Source organism: Ruegeria sp. HKCCD9138, assembly GCF_057220975.1.
Genome location: NZ_JBWVAZ010000004.1, coordinates 215,266 through 235,923 on the forward strand (window position 1 = coordinate 215,266; position 20,658 = coordinate 235,923).

Consider the following 20,658-nt stretch of genomic DNA (forward strand, 5'->3'; position numbering starts at 1 on the left):
TTTCGTAAGGCACTGGAAAAGAAAAACGGGTAAACGGGTGGCCGAATCACTTCTACGCGCTAATGATTCGGGTCAAACGAATCACCCATCCCTGCAGGAGCATTGAATGGCCGCCAAGGATACGAACGAAGACCGCAAATCCGACGAGCAGGAACAGGAAATCTCGCTGGACATGAGCCAGGCCCAGGTCAAGAAGATGATCGCCGAGGCTCGCGAGAAAGGTTACATCACCTACGACCAGCTCAATCAGGTTCTGCCGCCTGATCAGGTCAGTTCGGAACAAATCGAAGATGTCATGTCGATGTTGTCCGAAATGGGCATCAACATCATCGAAGATGAAGAGGCCGAAGAGGAAGAGAACAAGGGCTCGACCGAACTGACAACCACCGAAAGCAACCGTGAGGTTGCTCTGGCTGGTGCCGCGACCGAGAAACTGGACCGCACCGACGACCCCGTCCGCATGTATCTGCGCGAGATGGGCAGCGTCGAACTGCTGAGCCGCGAAGGCGAGATCGCCATCGCCAAGCGGATCGAAGCCGGCCGCAACACCATGATCGCCGGTCTTTGTGAAAGCCCGCTGACCTTCCAGGCGATCACCATCTGGCACGACGAATTGCTGTCCGAAGACATTCTGCTGCGCGACGTCATCGATCTGGAAACGACTTTCGGCAACCAGTTGGACGAAGAAGGCGATGTCGAGGAGCCCGTTGTCGACACGACTGCGGTGCAGGCGGCAAAGCCCGCAAAGGAAGACGCCGGTCCGGAACTCGACGCGGACGGTAACCCGATCGCCACCGATGATGACGACGATGACGACGATCAGGCGAACATGTCCCTTGCCGCCATGGAAGCGGCGCTGAAGGATCAGGTCCTGACCACGCTGGAACGGATTTCGAGCGATTTCTCGATGCTGTCGGAGATGCAGGACAGCCGGATTTCGGCCACTCTGAACGAAGACGGTACATTCAGCGAAAAGGATGAAGAGACCTATCAGAAGCTGCGCGCCGAAATTGTCGAGCTGGTGAATGGGCTTCATCTGCACAACAACCGGATCGAAGCGCTGATCGATCAGCTTTATGGTATCAACCGCCGCGTCATGTCGCTGGACAGCGCGATGGTGAAGCTGGCCGACCAGGCCCGTATCAACCGCCGTGAGTTCATCGATGCCTATCGTGGCCGCGAACTGGACCCGAACTGGCTGGCCGAGATGGCGGAAAAGCCCGGCCGGGGTTGGCAGATGTTCATCGAACGCTCGTCCGGCAAGGTTGAGGAGCTTCGCAACGACATGGCGCAGGTCGGGCAGTATGTCGGTCTGGATATTCCCGAATTCCGCCGCATCGTTCAGCAGGTCCAGAAGGGCGAGAAAGAGGCGCGGCAGGCCAAGAAGGAAATGGTCGAAGCCAACTTGCGTCTGGTGATCTCGATTGCCAAGAAATACACGAACCGTGGCCTGCAATTCCTTGATCTTATTCAGGAAGGCAACATCGGCCTGATGAAGGCGGTAGACAAGTTCGAATACCGCCGCGGCTATAAGTTCTCGACCTATGCGACCTGGTGGATCCGTCAGGCGATCACACGCTCGATTGCGGATCAGGCCCGTACGATCCGGATCCCTGTCCACATGATCGAAACGATCAACAAGCTGGTCCGGACAGGCCGCCAGATGCTGCACGAAATCGGCCGCGAACCGACGCCGGAAGAACTGGCCGAAAAGTTGCAAATGCCGCTGGAAAAGGTTCGCAAGGTGATGAAAATCGCCAAAGAGCCGATCTCTCTCGAAACGCCGATCGGCGACGAGGAAGACAGCCAGCTGGGCGATTTCATTGAGGACAAGAATGCCGTGCTGCCGCTGGACAGCGCCATTCAGGAAAACCTCAAGGAAACGACCACACGGGTTCTGGCCTCGCTCACCCCGCGCGAGGAACGCGTTCTTCGAATGCGCTTTGGCATCGGCATGAACACCGACCATACGCTGGAAGAGGTTGGCCAGCAATTCAGCGTGACCCGAGAACGTATCCGCCAGATCGAAGCGAAGGCGCTGCGGAAGCTTAAGCATCCCAGCCGTTCACGAAAGCTGCGATCGTTCCTCGATCAATAAAGTCAAAGGCGCTTCAATCGAGGCGCCTTTAATTTTTTGCGGTCACGCAAATTCACGTTGTCCGAACCTGAAATCAAATTGGCGGGAACTCGCAAGGGCGGCGCGCCTGCTCCATCTATATCGCCATTGTCCACTCACGGGACAGGCCGGGGCGAGGTGGCAACACCGATGACCCCCGGCCACCCTCAGGTCCGGGAGAGAGGGTGATCAACCCGCTTGCGGAACGTGCTGGGGGCCTGACCGGTCCAGCGCTTGAATGCGGTTGAAAATGCCGCTTGGTCGGCATAGCCCAGTGAGTACGAAACCTCGGACAGAGGCATGCCGTTCTTGATAAATGTCTGTGCGAGATCACATCGCAAGTCTTCAACAATCTCGCGATAGCTGGTGCCTTCATCGGCCAGCCGACGTGCGAGTGTGCGCGGGCTGAGCGCAAGGCTGGCGGCAGCTTCCTCGGCTTGTAGAACCCGACCCGGCATTGAGCGTGTGATGAGTCCTTCGATTCTGGCTCGTGTCTTTTTCTGGAGTGCAGGTCGCTCGGACAGCAACCTTTCGCCATATTCCAGCAGGTGGGCGCGCAGACTAGGATCGTAAGTTGGAACAGGCAAATCCAGCGACGACAGGGACAGGATGATCTCCATTCTCTCGGCCCCAAAGCTGACCGGAAATCCACCGATCTTGTCATACATAGATGTGTGATTGCCGATTTCATGTTGAAACCGCATTTCGAGGGGATGCAGCTCCACCCTTGTCAGAACGCGCATGCGCGCGACCGCAGCAAACAGCAGAAACTCTGTTCTGCGGTGATAGCGCGAGTAACCGGGATCTTTCCAATCGATTTCAAAGGATGCTGCATTGCTGGATTCACGCAACCTGAATTTCAACGCGGGGTCGATCATCCAATGAAAGCGCGCGGTGTTTTCTATCACCTGTCGCAGATCACGCGAGTATTTGCTGATATAGGCCGTCACACTCGACGAGGCCTTGAATTCCAAACCCGCGCAAGCCCCGAAAGTGATGTCATTGAGTGCATCGCACGCATGGCGCACGAACAGGGCCTCCTTGAGAGCGCTATAGCTTTTGGTGGGCGGGGCGATGTCAGCGCGGCTCAAACCGCAGATGCTCAGTACGTCATCCGTCACCGCCGGGTCGCCCGAATGCTGATCCAGTTCTCTGGCCAATAATTGAATTCTGGAAATATCAACGTCCATAAATCTGTCTGGCAAACAATTTCGAATACGTTCAAACGTAACTGCAAAAGGGCGTTCACTGCCAGCTTTTGTCACGGCACTCGGTTCGGTCAGATAGTTTCAGTATCAGTTGTCAGCAACTCACAAGGAATTGTCCGCTACGCAAATGAACCGGACAACGGTACAGCCTACATAACTGTTGTTGTCGGGTCAGCACCTTTAGGGGATGAGGTCAGAGCCTGATTGAACGGCCGACCATCCCGCTTCAAGTAAGGCTCCCCGGCACGCCCCTTTGACTCGGAATCGCAAGGTTCTCGAGCTCGTTGTGTCGCATTGCCGCCCTTGGTCCGACGTGCCAAGATCCCATCGTAAAGCGCGGTAATCACGTGTGATTTCATGCATCCGTCCATTTTAGAACAGAACCTGATTGTCTTTGACGGTGAATGCGTACTGTGTTCGGGTTTTTTTCCGTTTAATGGTGCGTCATGACCGGAGGAGGCAATTCCAATTCGCCACTGCGCAATCCCTGTTGGGGCAACGGCTGTACACGGACCTCGGGTTGCCGACGCGGGAATTCGAGACCAACCTGGTCATCATCAATGGAGCAGTCCATCAACGGCTGGATGCCTTCGCCGCTGCAATGCGGGCTTTGCCGGGCGTATGGAAAGCACTCTCCCTCTGCCGGTTCCTGCCGAAAATGGTGAAAGACCCGCTTTACCATCTTATCGCACGGAACCGATACCAACTGTTCGGTCGATCAGAGACATGTCTTGTCCCGGATCAAACTCTTCTGAGCCGCTTTGCGCCCGGTGGGTATTAAAACGATGGCTGACCCGTTCCTGCGTGCCGTGCCGCATTCCAATGGGTTGCCCTCGGCTGTCAGAGACCTGCACAGTCGGCCCGGCCGTTATTCTGGCCGATGTTCGATTGTTCATGGCACGGGTGCCTTGACAGCGTTGGCCTTGCGCGTTGGGCGGTTTCCGCCACCGGCAGATGACGTCCCTGTGATCCTGACAACTCGGAAGGATGGAAAGCAATGGGTCTGGATTCGTGATTTCGCGGGGCATCAGACCCGCTCGCGCCTATGTACTGATCCGAGGCACGGTTTGGTGCGTGAAAAAATCGGCGGCCTGACAATCTGGATGCGACCTGACATGTCTGAGGGTAAATTACACCTTGAAATCACACGCCTTAGGATCTTTGGGTGTCCGTGCCCCAGGTACCTGTTGCCGCGTTCGACCTCGGTTGAATGGCAGGATGAACAGGGCCGGTTTCGGTTCGACATATCGGCGGAAATGCCCGTACTAGGGAGGCTGATCCGGTACAAGGGCTGGTTGACACGCGATCACGCAAATCCGCAGGATGCCTGACTTGATTGTGAGTCTCTCTGTTCCCGGGCGTATGGCAAACTAGTTGTGCGACAGATCGAAGTAAGGAAGGTATTGGCAATGAAACAGATTATCACTTGTACAATTCTGGCCATGTTCGCGCTGAACGTTCCGCTGACAGCGAACGCTGCCCCTAACGGCTATCAGACCGAAGCGATCAACAGCACGGAATTCGAAGTCATTCCGCGGGCCCGAACGGACATTGACGGCTATTGGTGTGCGGCCGCCGATTTCGCCCGCCGCAAATTGGGTGCGGGATGGCAGCAAGAGATATATGTTCTGCGAGGTTACGGGCCCAGCGTCACGACGGGCCGGCGCACGGCCGTTCAGTTCTCGCTGAAAATGCCAACCAACGTAGAGCAGCAAAGCAGCATCTCTGCAGGATTCAAGGCGGGAGACAGCATGTCTGTGCAGGGCGCAAACGGCCGCTGCCGGGTTCGCCCGGTTTTCTGATCAAGGCTCAGGAGCAGGCGAGGGTGCAAACCGAATTCACGATCCAGACACAGGGCGCGGGGCTTTACGAGTTTACCGCGCCCGTGCGGTCTTGGCTGATGCCTGCATCGGATGGGTTGCTGACACTGTTCGTCCGCCACACATCGTGTTCCCTGCTGATTCAGGAAAATGCAGATCCAGAAGTTCAGACCGATCTGAAAGAGTTCTTTGACCGTTTGGTGCCGCCATCCGACCACCCCACAATGTCTTATCTGCGGCATACCTATGAGGGTCCGGACGATATGCCGGCCCATATCAAAGCGGCTGTGATGCCGGTTTCGCTGTCGATCCCGGTCACAGGCGGGCGGCCGGTTCTGGGCACGTGGCAGGGCATTTACCTGTTCGAACATCGCAATGCGCCGCACTCTCGAAAAGTCGCGGGGCATTTTGCCTGACCCCTTTATTTAGCGTTGCAAAATTCCAACTACCCAAACCCTAGCGGCTGTCCTATAGTTGTGGATAAGTAGGCCGAAGTGCTTACAACAAGAGGCGGAACTAGGGACGAGGAGACGGCGGATGCGCTGCCCGTTTTGCGGAAATATCGACACTCAGGTCAAGGATTCACGCCCGGCGGAAGATCATGTCGCGATCCGCAGGCGTCGGTTCTGCCCGGCCTGTGGGGGCAGATTTACCACCTACGAACGGGTGCAGTTGCGCGATCTTGTCGTCATCAAGACCAACGGAAAACGTGAAGATTTCGATCGGGACAAGTTGGAGCGTTCGATCAGGATCTCGATGCAGAAACGCCCCATTGACCCCGACCGGATCGACCAGATGATCTCGGGCATCGTGCGGCGTTTGGAAAGCATGGGCGAGACGGATATTCCGTCCAACAAAATCGGTGAAATCGTTATGGAAGCGCTGGCCCGGATCGACACTGTGGCATATGTTCGGTTCGCGAGTGTCTACAAGAATTTCCAGGCGGCCGATGATTTCGAGGAGTTCGTCCACGAGTTGCGCCCGCCGCAGCCCTCAACGGACGAGTGAACGAAACTGACAAGCGATATATGGCGCTGGCCCTGTCACTGGGGCGGCGTGGGCAGGGCGCCTGTTGGCCAAATCCGTCAGTGGGGTGTGTCATCGTGCGCAGTGGCCGCATCATCGGGCGCGGTTGGACGCAACCCGGTGGACGTCCTCATGCGGAAACCGAAGCATTGGAGCAGGCAGGTGCCGCAGCGCGCGGTGCAACAGCCTATGTTTCGCTGGAGCCGTGCGCCCATCACGGAAACACTCCTCCTTGTGCGCAGGCGTTGATTGACGCAGGTGTTGCGCGGGTTGTTTCCGCAATAGAAGACAGCGATCCGCGCGTGGCTGGGCAAGGCTTCACAATGCTCCGCGAAGCTGGGATCGACGTGGTCACAGGGGTGCTTGCCGATCAGGCCGCGTTGGATCACGCCGGGTTTTTCCTGAAAACCGAACAGGGCCGCCCATTTGTTACACTCAAACTGGCCAGCAGCTTTGATGGACGGATTGCCACCGAAACCGGTCACAGTAAGTGGATCACCGGCCCCGAAGCCCGACGTGCCGTTCACGCAATGCGCGCGCGGCATGATGCAGTGATGGTCGGTGCCGGAACAGCGCGGGCGGACGATCCCTCGCTGACCGTGCGGGACATGGGCGTCACCCGGCAGCCGGTACGGGTTGTCGTGTCCCGGCATCTGGACCTGCCATTGATGGGCCATCTTGCCAGGACAGCCGAGGAAACCCCTGTCTGGCTGTGTCACGGCCCGCACCCAGATGCAGAACGAGCTCGCGCATGGGAGGGGCTGGGCGCGCGCCTGCTGCCCTGCGCGCTACAGGGACATCACATTGACCCCGCCGACCTGTTGCATCAGCTGGGGCAGGCAGGGTTGACACGCGTTTTCTGCGAAGGCGGTTCGGCTTTGGCCGCGTCATTGCTGGCCGAGGATCTGGTGGATGAACTGGTCGGCTTTACCGCCGGTTTGACTATAGGGGCCGAAGGGTTGCCGGCTGTCGGGGCGTTACGTCTTGAAACACTGGACAATGCACCCCGGTTTGATCTGATCGAAACGCAGAATATCGGCGGGGACGTCCTGCATCGATGGGCGCGTGTCACGCGCTAGCGCCACAGATGCGAATGGGTTGCCAGGGCCCCCTGGAGTTTGGACAACACTCGGTTCAATGCACCGGTCGGCGAGGAATATCCCTGAGCCAGACGATCAACGACCACTTCGACAGGGCAGGGTAGGCCGGTGACCGGATCCTGATAGCGGGGATAGTCGATCAGAGTTGCGTGAACCAAGCCCATCAACGATGGCCGTGCCCCGCGCCGTGCCGGGACTGCTCCCAAATCGGTTGTCAGCCCCCAGCCTGCGTAGAACGGTGCCCCCAACGTGGTTACAGAAACGCCCCGCAGCAGCGCCTCGAACCCCAGCAGGGAGGTCATGGTCCAGACCTCATGGACCTGCGTAATCAATGATGCGGGGTCGGTTTCTCTGACGATGACATCGGCCAGATCGGCGGCGCCGATGCCGCCATCCCGCAATCCGGCCTCGACGTCTGGATGGGGTTTGTAGATCAGGATTGCGCCGGGGTTCGCACCGCGTGCCGCGCGCAAGAGATCCAAGTTGGTTCTTACGTCGCTGGTGCCAGTCAGGATCGACGCATCATCCTCAACCTGTCCGGGCACAAGAATGCGGTGCCCCTCGGGCAGGGCGGGCGTTTCGTCTCCGGTATTGTACTTGCTCAGACCCTGCGCGAGCAAACCGGCGACCAATCGTTCGGCGCGGCGCTGCTGATCGGGGCGAAGGGTTTCGCGCGCTGCGATCAACTCTTCCAGTCGGCTGGGGCGGGTCGGGTCGTAATAGATGCCCAGATCATCCGTCACCAGCGACATCGGCGGTACAAGCTGAGCGCCAAGCCCACGGGAGCGTAGAAAACCGTCCTCGATCCGCACGGCGTTCTGGGTATTATTGGCCCGGCTGGCCCAGACCATGTGCGGACGAGCGGAGGCTTGCGGAGGTTCAGCCACAAAACGAATTCCCCGATATCGCCCGAACATCTGCTGGAGGTGTGGCCGTTTCCAAAGGCGCATCCCAGAAGCAGTCCAGCCCCTGTGGTCCGCTCGCCACGCGCGTGTCTGCGCTTCGAGTCCGTCCACCGCCGTTTCAAAGTCGCATAGCTGATCGCGGTATGGATCGTACCATGTCGGGTAAAGGATCATCGCCGCCGCGAAAAGCTGCGCGCGCGTCAGGTTGCGCTGACGGCGGGTGAGCGGGCTTTCGTCCTGCGTCAGCCCCCAGCCTGCGTAGAACGGCTGCCCAAAAATGCGGGGCTTGTGGCCTGCCAGAATAGCCTCGAACCCAAGTTGCGAGGACAGCGTATAGACGCCAATTGCGCCTTCCAACAGGGACCAGGGGCTGATGGGATCGCGCAACATCGATACCCGCGCGTTCAGGTCCTGATCCGTGTAATATCCGCCTCTATGGCCGGCCAACGTTTCAGGATGCGACTTGATGACGATCCGTGCGCCCGGGTTTTCCTCCTGCGCGATGACCAGCATTTCAAGGAACCGCGCGCGGTCACCTTTGCTGGCTGTTACGGCGGCATCGTCCTGTGTTTGATCCACTACCAGTACATAGCCGGGATCGGGTGGAGCCAGGTCCAGATCAAAGGCCGAGTACTTGCTCAGGTGCAGTTCACGCAGCCGCCTGATCCCGCCACGAGCGCGGTCCAGCAGGGCCGTGTCGTCCAGGGGATGCTTTGCCAACATACGTTCAAGATCTGATGGGGCGGACGGATCAAAATGCAAACCCGTTCGGTCCAGCAAAAGACCCATCGGCGCCTCCCCGCCGCGTCCGGGGTTCAGTGACCGGAGAAAGGCATCCTCGACCCGCAAGACGGGTACGTCCCGTTTTTCGGCGATAGTCAGCCCGCGATGTGCGGTTGGGCTATTGCCCCAGACACCAACCCAGTCGCCGGTCCCGGGCAATCCCAGCCGGATGTCGTAGCCAGCCAGAGACAGAATCCGCCGGACTCGCCGCTGTGTCAGGAATCCGCCATTGTAAACGAAAAGCCGGGAACGACTGTCCCCGGCGCCGGACTCCGTTTCAGAAAGCACGCGTTAGCCGCCCGTCAAGGTCGCCACATTCGCAAATGGGGTCAGACCGCCCGCGATGAGGGAAATGGACTTGGACCATTGCGCGTAGGGTGCCTCGGTTACGTAAATCGTGTCGTCGTCGCGAATGACGAAATCGCGGGCGATGAACAGCCCGTTTGGGGCGGTCAGGTTCAGCAGGTAGATCACGCGCTGATCGCCTTCCAAGTTAGGCTGTCCCATAACGTTGCGGGCAATGTCCTGACGCTCCTTGCGCAATACAAAGATACCAGTCGGGTCCGAGGAGAGGGATTGCAGCCCGCCCACCTGGGCCAGGGCCTCGAGCGCTGACAGATCCTGGCTGTCGAAGGCGACCCGGGATTGGCCGCCCGTTGCGCCCAGTGCGATGTAAGATCGGCTGTCTTCCTCGACCAGAATGCGGTCACCGCCCCGCAGTGCGATATCGGTTTCCGGATTGCGGAACAGATCTTCGTACCAGATCGTGCCCTTTGTCCCATTGCGGATAACCGTCACAAGCGCGATATCCGTGGCGACCGTCACGCCACCGGCATTGGCCAGCATACCCGACAGGGTGCGGGTGGGCTGTTCGATCGGGTAAATGCCCGGAAGACCAATGGTGCCCGTCAGCGATACCGACGAACCTTTGCCCGCCACACGTCGCACCTGCACTTGCGGGTCAGGCGTCTGCTCCTGAAGCTTCTGGGAAATCTGGTTGCGCAATTGCTCGGGCGTATTGCCTGCGGCACGCAGGCGACCGGCGTAGGGCACAAAGATATACCCCTCGCTGTCGACCTGTACTTCGTCCAGCGACGTGGCACCGCCGGTTTCGGTGGTCAGCAGGCCGTCATCGACGTTTTCCCAGATCGTCAGTCCCAGAACATCCCCCGGCCGCACGGTATCCGCAGTAACACTCTGCGCGTTTCGAAAGGACTGAGAGAACCCGTAATGCGGTATGGCAGAAGTCGCATTCGCAACGCGATCATCGACTTCCACAACAAAGGCGTTGCCGCCGTTTTCAGTCGATCCGGACAGAATTTCGGTCTTGTTTGGCCCGGCTTTGGGAAGCTGACACGCTGACAAAAGGCCGCAAACAGCCAAAAGGGACGCTGCCCGTACCCATCGGTTTCGAGATCGCTGCACTGCCGATTTCCCTCAGTCGTCTTTGTTGTGTTTTATTGTTTTGCGCAGGCTACTCATTTTGTTGCAAAACATCCAGCCAATGGTGGCGCGCTCTACCTAACGATTTTCAACTGTGGCGTCATGGTCGCGTTACCGGCGAGGATCGTCTGGTATGGATCTTGCGGCCGCAGCATCATATCCACCGCCCGCCGCAACAACTGCCGCCGCCCGCGCCGGGAATAAAATCCGCCCGGAACCTGGCTGGTGCTCAGCAGGAAGTCGCGATACCTTTGGTAGGCTTCGCTGTCCGGAGCGGTGGGGGTTGTAAAGAACGCCTCAACAGATTGTTTTGAGACGAATTCGGGTTTGTCGTAGACAGAACGCCCGAAACTTCTTAGCGGAATACCCCTCCACAACACCTGCTGACCCGCGGTTGAATTGATTGTCACGGCCGAACTGGCCTCATCCAGCAAGCGCGCCAGTTTTCCACCGGGCACATAGTGGATGCGGTCGGCAATTCCGTGCGCGCGCGCAGCATCCCGTACTCGTTTCCGCAGGGGTTCGCGTTGATTTTCCAATGGGTGCTCTTTGATCACAAGTCTATGATGCGCTTGGGCGCCCTGGGCGAAGCCGGCAATCATCTGTTCGACGAATTCGGTCATTGTGGCGTATTCGGAATGCGCCTGGACGGAACTGTCATGCCCCAGTTGCAGCAAGACCAGGTGATAAGGAAAACCGCCTCGTCTGACGCGGGCCGTGGCCAAGCTACGCTGGATGCGGTGGAGAGGCATCAGTGCCAAACGTTTGAAATATAGTTTGAATTCTTTTGAGGCCGGCAACTCTCTATGACGGCGAAAATTGCGATAACGGCCATTCCGGAACAAAACGAACCAGTGATACAGCGCGCCGTAGAAAATGTGTTCCCGCATATCGCCCCAATGCGATGGCGGCGGTGGCGCGGGATTTTCCGAATGCGCCATTGCCTGAGTCATCTGATCGACAGTCAGGTCCATCAGGAGGGAGTTGCCGTTCGATCCCGAGCGCTCATAAGTCACCCACCAGGGACGCAGGTAGCCTTCTTCGAACACATGGACGGTCGCGCCCCGACGATGGGCGATTTCCACGGCGCTGGCATGAACCGGGCGCGTATCACCATAGAGCACAATATCCGTCACGCCATGGTCGTCCATCAGGCTGCTGAGAGTATCTGGCCAGTCGTCCGGACAGCCATGGAAAGCAACATAGCTTTCCCGATCCCACCAGAAAGCCTGATCTCCGGCGTTGAACCCAACCCGCAAAACAGTCGCGCCCGAAGCCCGCAAAATGCGACCCAGAGCGCTGAAAAACGGGCCGTGCGGTCCCTGAAGAAACAGGAACACGCGCTTGTCTGGTTTGGTTGCAATAGGAGGCAATGGTGCTGCTCTGTTCGTGATTATTCCCTAAACTATGCCTGTTTGCACAATTCCGGGCAAGGCAGGGCTTGCCCGTTCGGCCGCTTGGGCTTACCTCGGCTCTGAAACCTAGACGCAAGAGGGTTAATAGAATGTTCACAGGGATCGTTACCGATGTCGGCACTGTTACTGAGTTGGATCAGCAAGGTGACCTTCGCGCGCGGATTGCCACCAATTATGACACGGCGGGCATCGACATCGGTGCGTCCATTGCCAGCGACGGGGTTTGCCTGACCGTAATCGCCCTGGGAGATAGCTGGTATGACGTGCAAATCAGCGCCGAGACCGTTTCGAAGACCAATCTCGACACGTGGACAGTTGGCAAAAGGGTCAATCTGGAACGGGCGCTCAAGGTTGGGGACGAACTTGGTGGACACATTGTTTCAGGCCACGTGGATGGAGTGGCCGAGGTCGTTGACCTCAAGGATGAGGGCGACAGCACACGAGTGACCTTGCGTGCACCGAAGGATTTGGCGCGCTTTATTGCACCAAAAGGTTCCGTGGCGCTGAATGGCACGTCATTGACAGTTAATGATGTCGACGGATGTGATTTCGGCATCAATTTTATTCCGCACACCAAAGTGGTGACGACCTGGGGCGGTGTCGCGGTCGGCGACAGAGTGAACCTGGAAATCGATACTCTGGCCCGGTACGTCGCCAGACTGGCCGAAGTTTCCTGACGATTAGGTGGACGGCCCAAACCGGGCAGTCAGCTTCTTGGAAACCCACCATATGGCGAACGCGAGGGCAATCGAAGCATAGCCATCGACAGCGTAATGCCAGGCCAAATGAACCGATCCTAGGATGATGACCGCGGCGAAGGTGGTCAGGGCTGCACCGAGATACCGTGAATATGAAAAACCATAGATAGCTAGCAAAACGCTGCTGGAAACATGCATACTGGGCATGGCCGAGATGCCGCTGATTGGTCCGCCGTTGAAATACCCGTCAAGCAGGAGTTGGTGCCACTCCAGAGCCCAGACTGGGCTAATCTCATGTGATTGACGAAGCAACTCGATTTGCGGTGTAAATGTGTCGCCAAAGCCAAATGCCTCATAGTAGACTGGACCGACAGAGGCAAAGATAGTGGCAAGAAGATTGCCGCCGATGGCCCAGCTCAGTGCGAAGGCGACCAGAAAAACAGTGCTTCTGTCAGGATCGCGACGGTCTAAGCAGGCGAGACAGACCGCTATGTAAATCAGGACGAACCAACCATGATAAGCCATGTTGATCGCGGTTGTGACATATGGGGAACCCAGGGCAGGCCAGAGGAGCGTCCATACGTCATGACCTTGGTGAAGGGTTCTGTCCAATTGGGCAAAAAAAGGATCCCATGAATACGCAACCAAATTGGGTATTTCGTCTTTGAGATACGAAAACGTAACGATTAGCGGTACAATGCTCAGGTAGCATACAATCGCGTCAGAAGTTCTCTCCCGGTCCGAAAGCGTCGTTCTCAGGTCGGAAAGCATCCAGTGAATTGGCTTGGAGGGTTTCGCTTTGACAACCGCAATAGCCAGCCGCCAAAGAAAGTAGTTTGACGCTATAAACATAGATAGCGTGGTGAAACTATGCAGGATGTTTGGTGCAGTGGATGCCCAGTAAGAGCGGCCCGTGTAGATACTAACAGCTATCCCGCAGAGTACATGCAGCGACACGATGGAAATTAACAACCTGTTTCGCCTGACAACTCCCGAAAAGTAGGACCTTTGTTGGGGTAATTCTGTTGAAAAAAACACAGTCGCTTTGTCTCATCAAATTCATGGTGCGTCGGTTATTCATTGGGGGTAAGCTTGGGCAATCCAACGACCTGATTTGGGCATTTTTGTGGACAATTGCACCGAGGCTTTTTTTGGTGCTAACTGCTTGTGCGTTTGTGTGTGCTAGCAGCATTTGCGTTGGATGGGGGAAGTGCTTTGTCGTCACCATGGCGACGGGTCTGAATGCATTCGAAGTCACATGGATTTGCACATCACAATACACAGCCAGACTGCACTTTTAGGTAGGTCAGTCGATTGTCGTCTGGTCATTGGGCCCACACTGGTCTATCCCGCCCAACAAACATGCTCTTGTGAAAGGCTGCCCCATGAGCTTTGAAACCCCCGGACCGGTTGAGGCCCAGCTGCGCGATGCGATCAGCCCGATCGAGGATATCATCGAAGAGGCGCGCAAGGGCCGGATGTATATTTTGGTCGACCACGAGGATCGCGAGAATGAAGGCGATCTGGTAATCCCCGCCGAATTCGCGGATGCCGAGGCGATCAATTTTATGGCGACCCACGGTCGCGGGTTGATCTGCCTGCCGATGACGGCAGAGCGGGTGGATGCCCTGGGCTTGCCGATGATGGCGGTGAACAACTCGTCGCGTCATGAAACCGCGTTCACCGTTTCGATCGAAGCGCGCGAAGGTGTCAGCACCGGCATTTCGGCGGCAGACCGTGCTCTGACGGTGGCGACGGCGATCAACGAACAAAACACGATGGCCCACATCGCGACACCGGGTCACATCTTCCCGCTAAGGGCCAAGCGGGGAGGGGTGCTGGTGCGTGCAGGCCATACCGAAGCTGCAGTGGATATTTCGCGACTGGCGGGGTTGAACCCCTCGGGCGTGATCTGCGAGATCATGAAGCCTGACGGCACCATGGCGCGCCTTCCGGATCTGGTGGAGTTTGCCAGAGAGCACGACATGAAGATCGGCACGATCAGCGACCTGATCGCCTATCGTTCGCGAAATGACAATCTGGTGGTCGAGACGTCTCGGGAAATGGTGACGTCGGAATATGGTGGCGAGTGGGAGATGCGCCTGTTCACCGATCAGACCCACGGAATCGAGCACGTGGTCATGATCAAAGGCGACATTACCACGCCCGAGCCGGTACTGACCCGCACCCACGCATTGCACGAAGCACCGGACATACTGGGTCTCGGCCCGAAATCTCCGCAGGAACTGCCGCGCGCGATGGAGAAGATCGCCAATGAAGGTCGCGGAGTGGTGTGCCTGTTCCGCCAGCCGCGCAACTCTCTGTACGCCACCGAGGAAGAAGGCCCGCGCACCATCAAGCAAACCGGGCTTGGTGCTCAGATCCTGTCCAAGATGGGTATTCAGGAACTGGTGCTGCTGACCGACTCGCCGGAAACCGTATATCTGGGGCTCGACGCCTTTGGCCTGTCCATCGTCGGGACCCGCTCCATTCTCAAGGATGACTGATCGTGGCTGAACAAGACAAACATGGCGTGCTTCCGACGCCGACTTTTGACAAGCCGGTGAAACTGCTGATTGTGGTGGCTCCGTTCTACCGTGCAATTGCCGACAACCTTGTGGCCGGTGCAAAGGCCGAGATCGAAGCAGCAGGTGGCACCTGTGAAGTGGCCGAGGTGCCCGGCGCGCTTGAAATCCCCACTGCAATCGCCATGGCCGACCGTCAGTGCAATTTCGACGGCTACGTGGCGCTGGGCTGCGTCATTCGCGGTGAGACAACGCATTATGAGACAGTGTGTAACGACTCGAGCCGCGCGATCCAACTGATGGGTCTCCAGGGTCTTTGCATCGGCAACGGCATCCTGACAGTCGAGAATGACGATCAGGCTGAAGTTCGCGCAAATCCCGAAAAGATGAATAAAGGCGGCGGAGCGGCCGCCGCGGCCTTGCATCTGATCGCGCTCAGCCGTAAGTGGGGCGCCTCACAAAAGGGCGTCGGCTTCAAACCTCCGTCCGAGTCCATCCTTGTGGCGGGCGACAACAACGGATCCACGACCGCATGACCCAGACAGACGCGCCGAAACCGGTTAACAAGAAACGCCTGATGAAATCCGCTGCCCGGCTCTATGCTGTGCAGGCACTGTTCCAGATGGAGCAATCCGGGCAGACGACCGAACAGGTCGTAAACGAGTTTCTGGATCACCGTTTCGGCGCTGTCTACGAGGGCGAAGAAATGCTGGATGGAGACATCGCAGTCTTCCGATCGCTGGTCGACAATGCAGTGAATTATCAGGCGCCCATTGACCAGATGACCGACCGTGCGCTGGTGGCCAAATGGCCGATTGCGCGCATCGACCCAACTCTGCGCGCCCTGTTCCGCGCGGCAGCGTCTGAACTGACCCACAGCGACACGCCGCCCAAAGTGGTCATAACCGAATTCGTTGACGTGGCCCGCGCGTTCTTCCCGGAAGGGAAAGAGCCCAAATTCGTCAACGCTGTTCTGGATCACATGGCGCGCGAGGCCAAGCCCGAGGCGTTCTGACGCCTTTACCCGGAACAGACATGCGCTAAGCTGAATGTCATGGCGCAAGGAGGTTCCTAATGCCCAAATTGATCCGTCTTTATATCACTCAGGTTGCTTGGGGATTCGTCATCTCGGCCGTGTTTGTCGGGGTACTTCTGGCGCTGAACGTCGCCAATCTGCGCCATTTGATCACCGGTTCGGACATCGGTCTGATCGCATTGCTGATGATCTGGTTCATGAATGGGATCGTTTTTGCCGGTGTTCAATTCGCTTACGCGATCATGAATATGGCCGAAAAGCCCAAAGGCCCTCGGCGGGGTACGCCGGTTGCCCACAGCTTTGAACCAATGGTCGCAAAGCAGGAAGCCCGCGCAGGGCGTTGAATTTCGAAAGAAATGTGGCGGGACCGCCAGTCAACCGTGGGGCTTTGATTCCCGAGGACCTGTGTATACAGGTGGGCGCCGGGTAATCAGGCCAGGACCTGAACAGAGCCAGCTCCCTCGGAATTGCTTAAGGCCACCGGAATGCTGCCGGACACGAGAAGGGCAGAACCCGCCACGCGCCTAAGTAGGGCGTGCGGCGGGTTTGCACAAGGGGTCACGCGTCAACAGTTTCGTGCAAGGCGGTGCGCATCTTGCCGAAATGCTCGTCCCAGCCGTTATCCAGGGCAAGGATCAGGCCGAACGCCTCGGCACCTTGTGGCAGGCCTTCATGCAGCAGCCCAAGGCGGGTTCCACCCGCAACCGGTTCCAGGGTCCATTTGACCACGCTGACGGCATCGCCCATGGGCTTCACGGTAAAAGTATACTCAAGGTATTCTGGCCGACGGGCCGCGCGAACTTCTCCCCAAATCAGAAGATCTCCGCTGGTGGTGCCAAACATCTCAAGTTTTTGGCCAGCGGCCAAACGGCGTTCGGGTTTGTGAAACCATTCGGCCAACCGGCCCGGCTCGGTCAGGTAATCCCAGACGGATTCGGGATCTGCTCGCAGGAAGATCGTCTTTTGCAATACAGCGTCAGTCATGTCTTTTCCTTTCAATTGCGTCTTTCAGGTTGGCAAGGCGGTCATCCCAGAACCGGTCGAAATATCTGAGCCAGTCCAGAACGGGCGTCATTCCCGCAGGTTCAAGTCTGTTGATGCGCTCGCGGCCTTTGGACTCGACCGTGATCAGCCCACCATCGGAAAGCACCGTCAGGTGCTTTTTGACCGCAGCGCGCGTCATGTCGAACTGGTCGGTCAGCTGAGCGATGGTCATGTCCTGACTTGCCAGTATGCGAACGATGTCGCGACGCGTCGGGTCGGCGAGGGCGCGAAACGCGTTTTGGGTTTGATGGTCCATGAGTTCTCTCATTTACGATACCTTTTGGTATCATTTAAATAGAGTACCAAATGGTATCATGTCAAGTATTCAGGTGTACTTGCTTTTTGTTCACGAATTGTTCACATTCCTGAAATGACCATGGAGTTGCAGCCCGGACAGAAACTTGCACGCGGTGTCTCGCGGCACCTTGCGTCTCATGGCTATGTTTCGATTGAGGAATTCGTGCCTGCGCGCGGATTGCGGGTCGACGTCATGGGGCTGGGTCCCAAGGGTGAGATCTGGGTGATCGAATGCAAATCCAGCCGGGCCGACTATCAGTCGGACTCGAAATGGCAGGGTTACCTGGAATGGTGCGATCGGTTTTTCTGGGCGGTGGATACCGAGTTCCCGACCGATCTGTTGCCACCTGAGACCGGGTTGATTATCGCTGACGCTTATGATGCCGAGATTCTGCGAATGGGGCCGGAAAGCAAACTGGCACCGGCACGTCGCAAGAAGATGATTCAGAAATTTGCCGTAGATGCCGCTCGCAGGTTACAGGCATTGCGGGACCCACGGGTCTGACCACTCAGCCTTTCACCGCCCTGGCTGCCTGAGCCGCGGCGCGAATCTCATCCGCGATTTCCTCGGCCTCTTCGGGGTCGAAATCCATCGGTATTTCGGTGCCCGGTGCCTCGATGAACAAGCGCACCATGCCCTGATCGGTCGGGCCGATTTGCAGGTTAGCTTCGATATCGCGTTCGGTGTTTATGCCCATTTGCGCCTCCGGGGACTGAGCGTTTGTGCTAGCGCGCAGCGGGTTGAGAATCAAGCGGCCTCTGCGGTCAAATAGGGCATGGATGATATTACAATCAGACTGTTCCGCCCGGATGACGCCCCCTGGCTGATCGAGCGTCACGGGGCCCACTACACCCGGGATGAAGGCTTTGATGACAGTTTTGCCCCGTTGGTCGCGCGTATTCTCGACGAATTCGTGGCGGGTCATGACGCGACACGGGAACGGGGCTGGATCGCGGAAAAAGACGCTGTGCGACTGGGAAGCATCTTTTGCGTTTCGCACGATGACCGGACGGCCAAACTGCGTCTGTTTCTGTTGGAACCAAAGGTGCGCGGGCAGGGTCTGGGCAAGCGCCTTCTACGCACCTGCATGGAGTTCGCACGCGAGTCCGGTTACCGAGACATGGTTCTTTGGACGCACGAAAGCCACTCGGCCGCCTGCGCGCTTTATCGGGCGTTCGGATGGCAGCTTATCGACAGCAAACCGGTACATTCTTTCGGCGTCGATCTTGTCGAACAAAGCTGGAGAATTCGGCTTTAATACCCTTGCATTCCCCGCACGCGTTCGGTACATCGCCCTTCACGAGTGCCGCCTTAGCTCAGTTGGTTAGAGCGCTGGATTGTGGATCCAGAGGTCCCCTGTTCAAGCCAGGGAGGCGGTACCATCTCTCACGACGAAATAAACACACAATAACAATAGCTTGTATTGCTGTCCGGTATGTCGCAATCGGTGACGGCGCGACCAAAGCAGGCTGTTGCCGTACTCTGAACACACCAGCCACACTAATGGCCCTTCAGTTAAGCTCCGAAAGCTGTTCCAAAAGGTTGATGACCGAGTGAACTTCATTCGGACCCTGCAAACGGGCCGCTGGCATCAGCGTACCAGGAGCGAACGCGCCGGTGTCGCTGAGGTAAGCAAACAGGTTTTCGCGTGTCCAATTGCCACCCTTGCGGGTCAGGGCCTCCGAGTATCCATCGTAAGGTCGCGATGCAATTGGCTGACCAAACACGGCGGCGAGGCTCGGGGCGCTCTGGTTTTCGTTCGGTTGAACGGAGTGACATTCCTGACAACCCAAAAATACCTGCGCCAATGTTTCCGCCTCGTTCTCTGACAGGTTCATCGCGGCAATTGCATCGTCTACGTGGGATTTATTTTTTCCAAAAGGTTCGATCTCAAGGAAAATAAGCTTGCCTGAATCGGTCCACAGGACAATGCGATCCGACTGTTGCAGAGCATATCGCACCCGCTCACCAATGAATATGTGTTCCGCGAAGAGAACCCGCCCCTCTTCCACGCGAATCCGAAACAGGCTCCGCGCCTTCAGGGACCCCATGAGCAGGTCGCCGTCCCAGGAGGCATGAAATCCGTCAATTGCGTTAAGGCTGGATATCGCAACCGATGGAAGCCACGAAAAGACCGGTTTCTCATAACCGTCGTGCCGCCCGTAGTCCTTGGGATCGGGGATCGGCATTGGTGTTTTCTCGTAGGATGTGCCGAGTGTAACGGAGGGCCAACCGTAGTCCGCACCCTCTTTGATAAGGTTTAGCTCATCGCCTCCACGAGATGCGTGTTCAACGACGAATAGGTCGCCATCCAGATAAGCGACGCCTTGCATATTGCGGTTTCCAACCGAAACAATGCGGCTTTCGAGAGTGTCCAGATTGAGCGCAATGACTTTTCCGTACTGGTATGCACTGTCCTGAGCGATAATTCTGTCCGCGTGTTCTCCGTCGAAGTGATAGTCGCCCGAGCCTAAATAGATTGTTTCAACACCATCGAAAGCCATGCGTCCACCTGCCATGTGGCCTTCGATCGCGACAAACGTTTCCGTGATCGGCATGCATGGCGCTGCATCGAAAACGACGTCCCAATCTGTCTCTGAAAGCTCCGTCGCCCGGATGTGTTTAGTTGGCAATCGCACCCGCGCAATCGTGTTGTGAAAGCAGTTTTCTTGCGGAACGTAGCGCGTGAAGGACACATAAAGTTCGCGCCTTCCGGGTTTGTTCACAATCATGACGTCGTTGTAGCGGAAAGTGGTAAACTCATGCCGCAAATGCGAGAATTTGTCCTCAGCATCGGCGATATAGGCTTCCAGACCATTAAATGGCGGCGCAATATCAAGTTTCTCGACATCCGATGAGTCGACGACATGGAAGAATTCCCCCTCGTGGGTTAGCAAAAGCACATCGCCATCAATTTCCGTCAATGCGCCGCCAGACCCTTCGCGAGTTCTGGGAACAACAAACTCTTCACCCCTAAGTGCGAAAAGGATTGTTTCGTAATAGTGTTCGTCCGCCGAATCCTTTGGGAAAACGCTTTTTACTGCCTTTTTTGCCGCCCGATATGGCGCAGTGTTGTAGTGCACTATTGCCGCACCCGCTCCCATGGTTGCGCCGCCAAGAAACAAAACAAAAACAGCCTTCAAAAATAAATTCATCGCACTTTTACCTCACACTGAACTCGCCAAGCAGAAAGTTGCCCGTACCTGCGGCAAAGGATTGCAAGGCTGAGCATAATAGCAAC

The 20,658-nt window shown here is 57.2% G+C and carries 24 protein-coding genes and 1 tRNA gene; 15 read left to right on the forward strand and 10 right to left on the reverse strand.

Going from position 1 to position 20,658, the window contains the following annotated elements:
* Positions 1 to 106: 106 nt before the first annotated feature.
* Complete coding sequence (gene rpoD, locus AC2TEL_RS09045) at positions 107 to 2,098, forward strand: RNA polymerase sigma factor RpoD (RefSeq protein ID WP_480843290.1); 1,992 nt, start codon at positions 107 to 109, stop codon at positions 2,096 to 2,098.
* Between the two features lie 185 nt (positions 2,099 to 2,283).
* On the opposite strand, the gene AC2TEL_RS09050 is transcribed toward rpoD, so the two are convergent.
* Positions 2,284 to 3,306: an AraC family transcriptional regulator gene (locus AC2TEL_RS09050; RefSeq protein WP_480903302.1), complete on the reverse strand. Its 1,023-nt coding sequence runs from the start codon at positions 3,304 to 3,306 to the stop codon at positions 2,284 to 2,286.
* A gap of 454 nt (positions 3,307 to 3,760) precedes the next feature.
* Between AC2TEL_RS09050 and AC2TEL_RS09055 the strand changes: the two genes are divergently transcribed.
* A complete protein-coding gene (locus AC2TEL_RS09055) occupies positions 3,761 to 4,105 on the forward strand; it encodes a thiol-disulfide oxidoreductase DCC family protein (RefSeq protein ID WP_480903304.1) in 345 nt (114 codons plus the stop codon).
* Here the strand turns inward: AC2TEL_RS09055 and AC2TEL_RS09060 are convergent.
* On the reverse strand, positions 4,008 to 4,220 hold the full coding sequence (locus AC2TEL_RS09060) for a hypothetical protein (RefSeq protein WP_480903609.1): 213 nt from the start codon (positions 4,218 to 4,220) through the stop codon (positions 4,008 to 4,010). The two genes, AC2TEL_RS09055 and AC2TEL_RS09060, sit on opposite strands and share 98 nt — an antisense overlap.
* Here AC2TEL_RS09060 and AC2TEL_RS09065 point away from each other — a divergent pair.
* From AC2TEL_RS09065 to ribD, 5 genes are all read left to right on the forward strand, one after another.
* Entirely contained in the window at positions 4,134 to 4,655 is a 522-nt protein-coding gene (locus tag AC2TEL_RS09065; protein ID WP_480903600.1) for a DUF4166 domain-containing protein, read from the forward strand. The two genes, AC2TEL_RS09060 and AC2TEL_RS09065, sit on opposite strands and share 87 nt — an antisense overlap.
* 78 nt (positions 4,656 to 4,733) lie before the next feature.
* Positions 4,734 to 5,126, forward strand: coding sequence for a hypothetical protein (locus AC2TEL_RS09070; protein WP_480903306.1), 393 nt, complete (start codon positions 4,734 to 4,736; stop codon positions 5,124 to 5,126).
* Between the two features lie 23 nt (positions 5,127 to 5,149).
* Positions 5,150 to 5,560 (forward strand): secondary thiamine-phosphate synthase enzyme YjbQ, encoded by a 411-nt coding sequence (locus AC2TEL_RS09075; RefSeq protein WP_480903307.1) that lies wholly within the window; start codon positions 5,150 to 5,152, stop codon positions 5,558 to 5,560.
* 121 nt (positions 5,561 to 5,681) lie between these two features.
* Positions 5,682 to 6,152 (forward strand): transcriptional regulator NrdR, encoded by a 471-nt coding sequence (gene nrdR, locus AC2TEL_RS09080; protein WP_039534475.1) that lies wholly within the window; start codon positions 5,682 to 5,684, stop codon positions 6,150 to 6,152.
* Positions 6,149 to 7,249 carry a bifunctional diaminohydroxyphosphoribosylaminopyrimidine deaminase/5-amino-6-(5-phosphoribosylamino)uracil reductase RibD gene (ribD, locus tag AC2TEL_RS09085; RefSeq protein ID WP_480903309.1) on the forward strand — a complete coding sequence of 367 codons (1,101 nt, stop codon included), beginning with the start codon at positions 6,149 to 6,151 and terminating at the stop codon, positions 7,247 to 7,249. The genes nrdR and ribD overlap by 4 nt, the downstream gene beginning before the upstream one ends.
* On the opposite strand, the gene AC2TEL_RS09090 is transcribed toward ribD, so the two are convergent.
* From AC2TEL_RS09090 to AC2TEL_RS09100, 3 genes are all read right to left on the reverse strand, one after another.
* Positions 7,246 to 9,246: a capsular polysaccharide biosynthesis protein gene (locus AC2TEL_RS09090; RefSeq protein ID WP_480903310.1), complete on the reverse strand. Its 2,001-nt coding sequence runs from the start codon at positions 9,244 to 9,246 to the stop codon at positions 7,246 to 7,248. The two genes, ribD and AC2TEL_RS09090, sit on opposite strands and share 4 nt — an antisense overlap.
* A gap of 3 nt (positions 9,247 to 9,249) precedes the next feature.
* Positions 9,250 to 10,383 carry a polysaccharide biosynthesis/export family protein gene (locus AC2TEL_RS09095; protein ID WP_480903312.1) on the reverse strand — a complete coding sequence of 378 codons (1,134 nt, stop codon included), beginning with the start codon at positions 10,381 to 10,383 and terminating at the stop codon, positions 9,250 to 9,252.
* A 92-nt stretch (positions 10,384 to 10,475) separates the two neighbouring features.
* A complete protein-coding gene (locus tag AC2TEL_RS09100; RefSeq protein ID WP_480903314.1) occupies positions 10,476 to 11,741 on the reverse strand; it encodes a capsule biosynthesis protein in 1,266 nt (421 codons plus the stop codon).
* Between the two features lie 164 nt (positions 11,742 to 11,905).
* Here AC2TEL_RS09100 and AC2TEL_RS09105 point away from each other — a divergent pair, with 164 nt between their 5' ends.
* A complete protein-coding gene (locus AC2TEL_RS09105; RefSeq protein ID WP_480903315.1) occupies positions 11,906 to 12,493 on the forward strand; it encodes a riboflavin synthase in 588 nt (195 codons plus the stop codon).
* A gap of 3 nt (positions 12,494 to 12,496) precedes the next feature.
* Here the strand turns inward: AC2TEL_RS09105 and AC2TEL_RS09110 are convergent, their stop codons facing one another.
* The gene (locus AC2TEL_RS09110) at positions 12,497 to 13,486 is read right to left on the reverse strand and encodes a phosphatase PAP2 family protein (RefSeq protein ID WP_480903317.1); all 990 of its coding nucleotides are present in this window, start codon (positions 13,484 to 13,486) and stop codon (positions 12,497 to 12,499) included.
* 413 nt (positions 13,487 to 13,899) lie between these two features.
* Here AC2TEL_RS09110 and ribB point away from each other — a divergent pair, with 413 nt between their 5' ends.
* From ribB to AC2TEL_RS09130, 4 genes are read left to right on the forward strand one after another with little or no spacing between them, the layout of a single operon-like run.
* Positions 13,900 to 15,021 (forward strand): 3,4-dihydroxy-2-butanone-4-phosphate synthase, encoded by a 1,122-nt coding sequence (ribB, locus tag AC2TEL_RS09115; protein WP_480843271.1) that lies wholly within the window; start codon positions 13,900 to 13,902, stop codon positions 15,019 to 15,021.
* A 2-nt stretch (positions 15,022 to 15,023) separates the two neighbouring features.
* Positions 15,024 to 15,575 (forward strand): 6,7-dimethyl-8-ribityllumazine synthase, encoded by a 552-nt coding sequence (locus AC2TEL_RS09120; protein WP_480843270.1) that lies wholly within the window; start codon positions 15,024 to 15,026, stop codon positions 15,573 to 15,575.
* The gene (gene nusB / locus AC2TEL_RS09125; RefSeq protein WP_480903319.1) at positions 15,572 to 16,054 is read left to right on the forward strand and encodes a transcription antitermination factor NusB; all 483 of its coding nucleotides are present in this window, start codon (positions 15,572 to 15,574) and stop codon (positions 16,052 to 16,054) included. The genes AC2TEL_RS09120 and nusB overlap by 4 nt, the downstream gene beginning before the upstream one ends.
* Positions 16,055 to 16,113: 59 nt before the next feature.
* The gene (locus AC2TEL_RS09130) at positions 16,114 to 16,419 is read left to right on the forward strand and encodes a hypothetical protein (protein WP_480843267.1); all 306 of its coding nucleotides are present in this window, start codon (positions 16,114 to 16,116) and stop codon (positions 16,417 to 16,419) included.
* Between the two features lie 214 nt (positions 16,420 to 16,633).
* On the opposite strand, the gene AC2TEL_RS09135 is transcribed toward AC2TEL_RS09130, so the two are convergent.
* Both AC2TEL_RS09135 and AC2TEL_RS09140 read right to left on the reverse strand, forming a co-directional pair.
* Positions 16,634 to 17,059: an SRPBCC family protein gene (locus tag AC2TEL_RS09135; protein ID WP_480903321.1), complete on the reverse strand. Its 426-nt coding sequence runs from the start codon at positions 17,057 to 17,059 to the stop codon at positions 16,634 to 16,636.
* Entirely contained in the window at positions 17,052 to 17,375 is a 324-nt protein-coding gene (locus AC2TEL_RS09140) for an ArsR/SmtB family transcription factor (protein ID WP_480843264.1), read from the reverse strand. Before AC2TEL_RS09140 ends, AC2TEL_RS09135 begins: the two co-directional genes overlap by 8 nt.
* A gap of 114 nt (positions 17,376 to 17,489) precedes the next feature.
* On the opposite strand from AC2TEL_RS09140, the gene AC2TEL_RS09145 reads away from it, so the two are divergent.
* Positions 17,490 to 17,921: an MmcB family DNA repair protein gene (locus AC2TEL_RS09145; RefSeq protein WP_480843262.1), complete on the forward strand. Its 432-nt coding sequence runs from the start codon at positions 17,490 to 17,492 to the stop codon at positions 17,919 to 17,921.
* 4 nt (positions 17,922 to 17,925) lie between these two features.
* On the opposite strand, the gene AC2TEL_RS09150 is transcribed toward AC2TEL_RS09145, so the two are convergent.
* On the reverse strand, positions 17,926 to 18,114 hold the full coding sequence (locus tag AC2TEL_RS09150) for a DUF6324 family protein (protein WP_480843260.1): 189 nt from the start codon (positions 18,112 to 18,114) through the stop codon (positions 17,926 to 17,928).
* 78 nt (positions 18,115 to 18,192) lie between these two features.
* On the opposite strand from AC2TEL_RS09150, the gene AC2TEL_RS09155 reads away from it, so the two are divergent.
* Positions 18,193 to 18,675 (forward strand): GNAT family N-acetyltransferase, encoded by a 483-nt coding sequence (locus AC2TEL_RS09155; RefSeq protein WP_480843259.1) that lies wholly within the window; start codon positions 18,193 to 18,195, stop codon positions 18,673 to 18,675.
* A gap of 47 nt (positions 18,676 to 18,722) precedes the next feature.
* Positions 18,723 to 18,799 (forward strand) — tRNA-His (locus tag AC2TEL_RS09160).
* A gap of 129 nt (positions 18,800 to 18,928) precedes the next feature.
* On the opposite strand, the gene AC2TEL_RS09165 is transcribed toward AC2TEL_RS09160, so the two are convergent.
* Positions 18,929 to 20,572 (reverse strand): PQQ-dependent sugar dehydrogenase, encoded by a 1,644-nt coding sequence (locus AC2TEL_RS09165; RefSeq protein WP_480903323.1) that lies wholly within the window; start codon positions 20,570 to 20,572, stop codon positions 18,929 to 18,931.
* Positions 20,573 to 20,658: the final 86 nt, after the last annotated feature.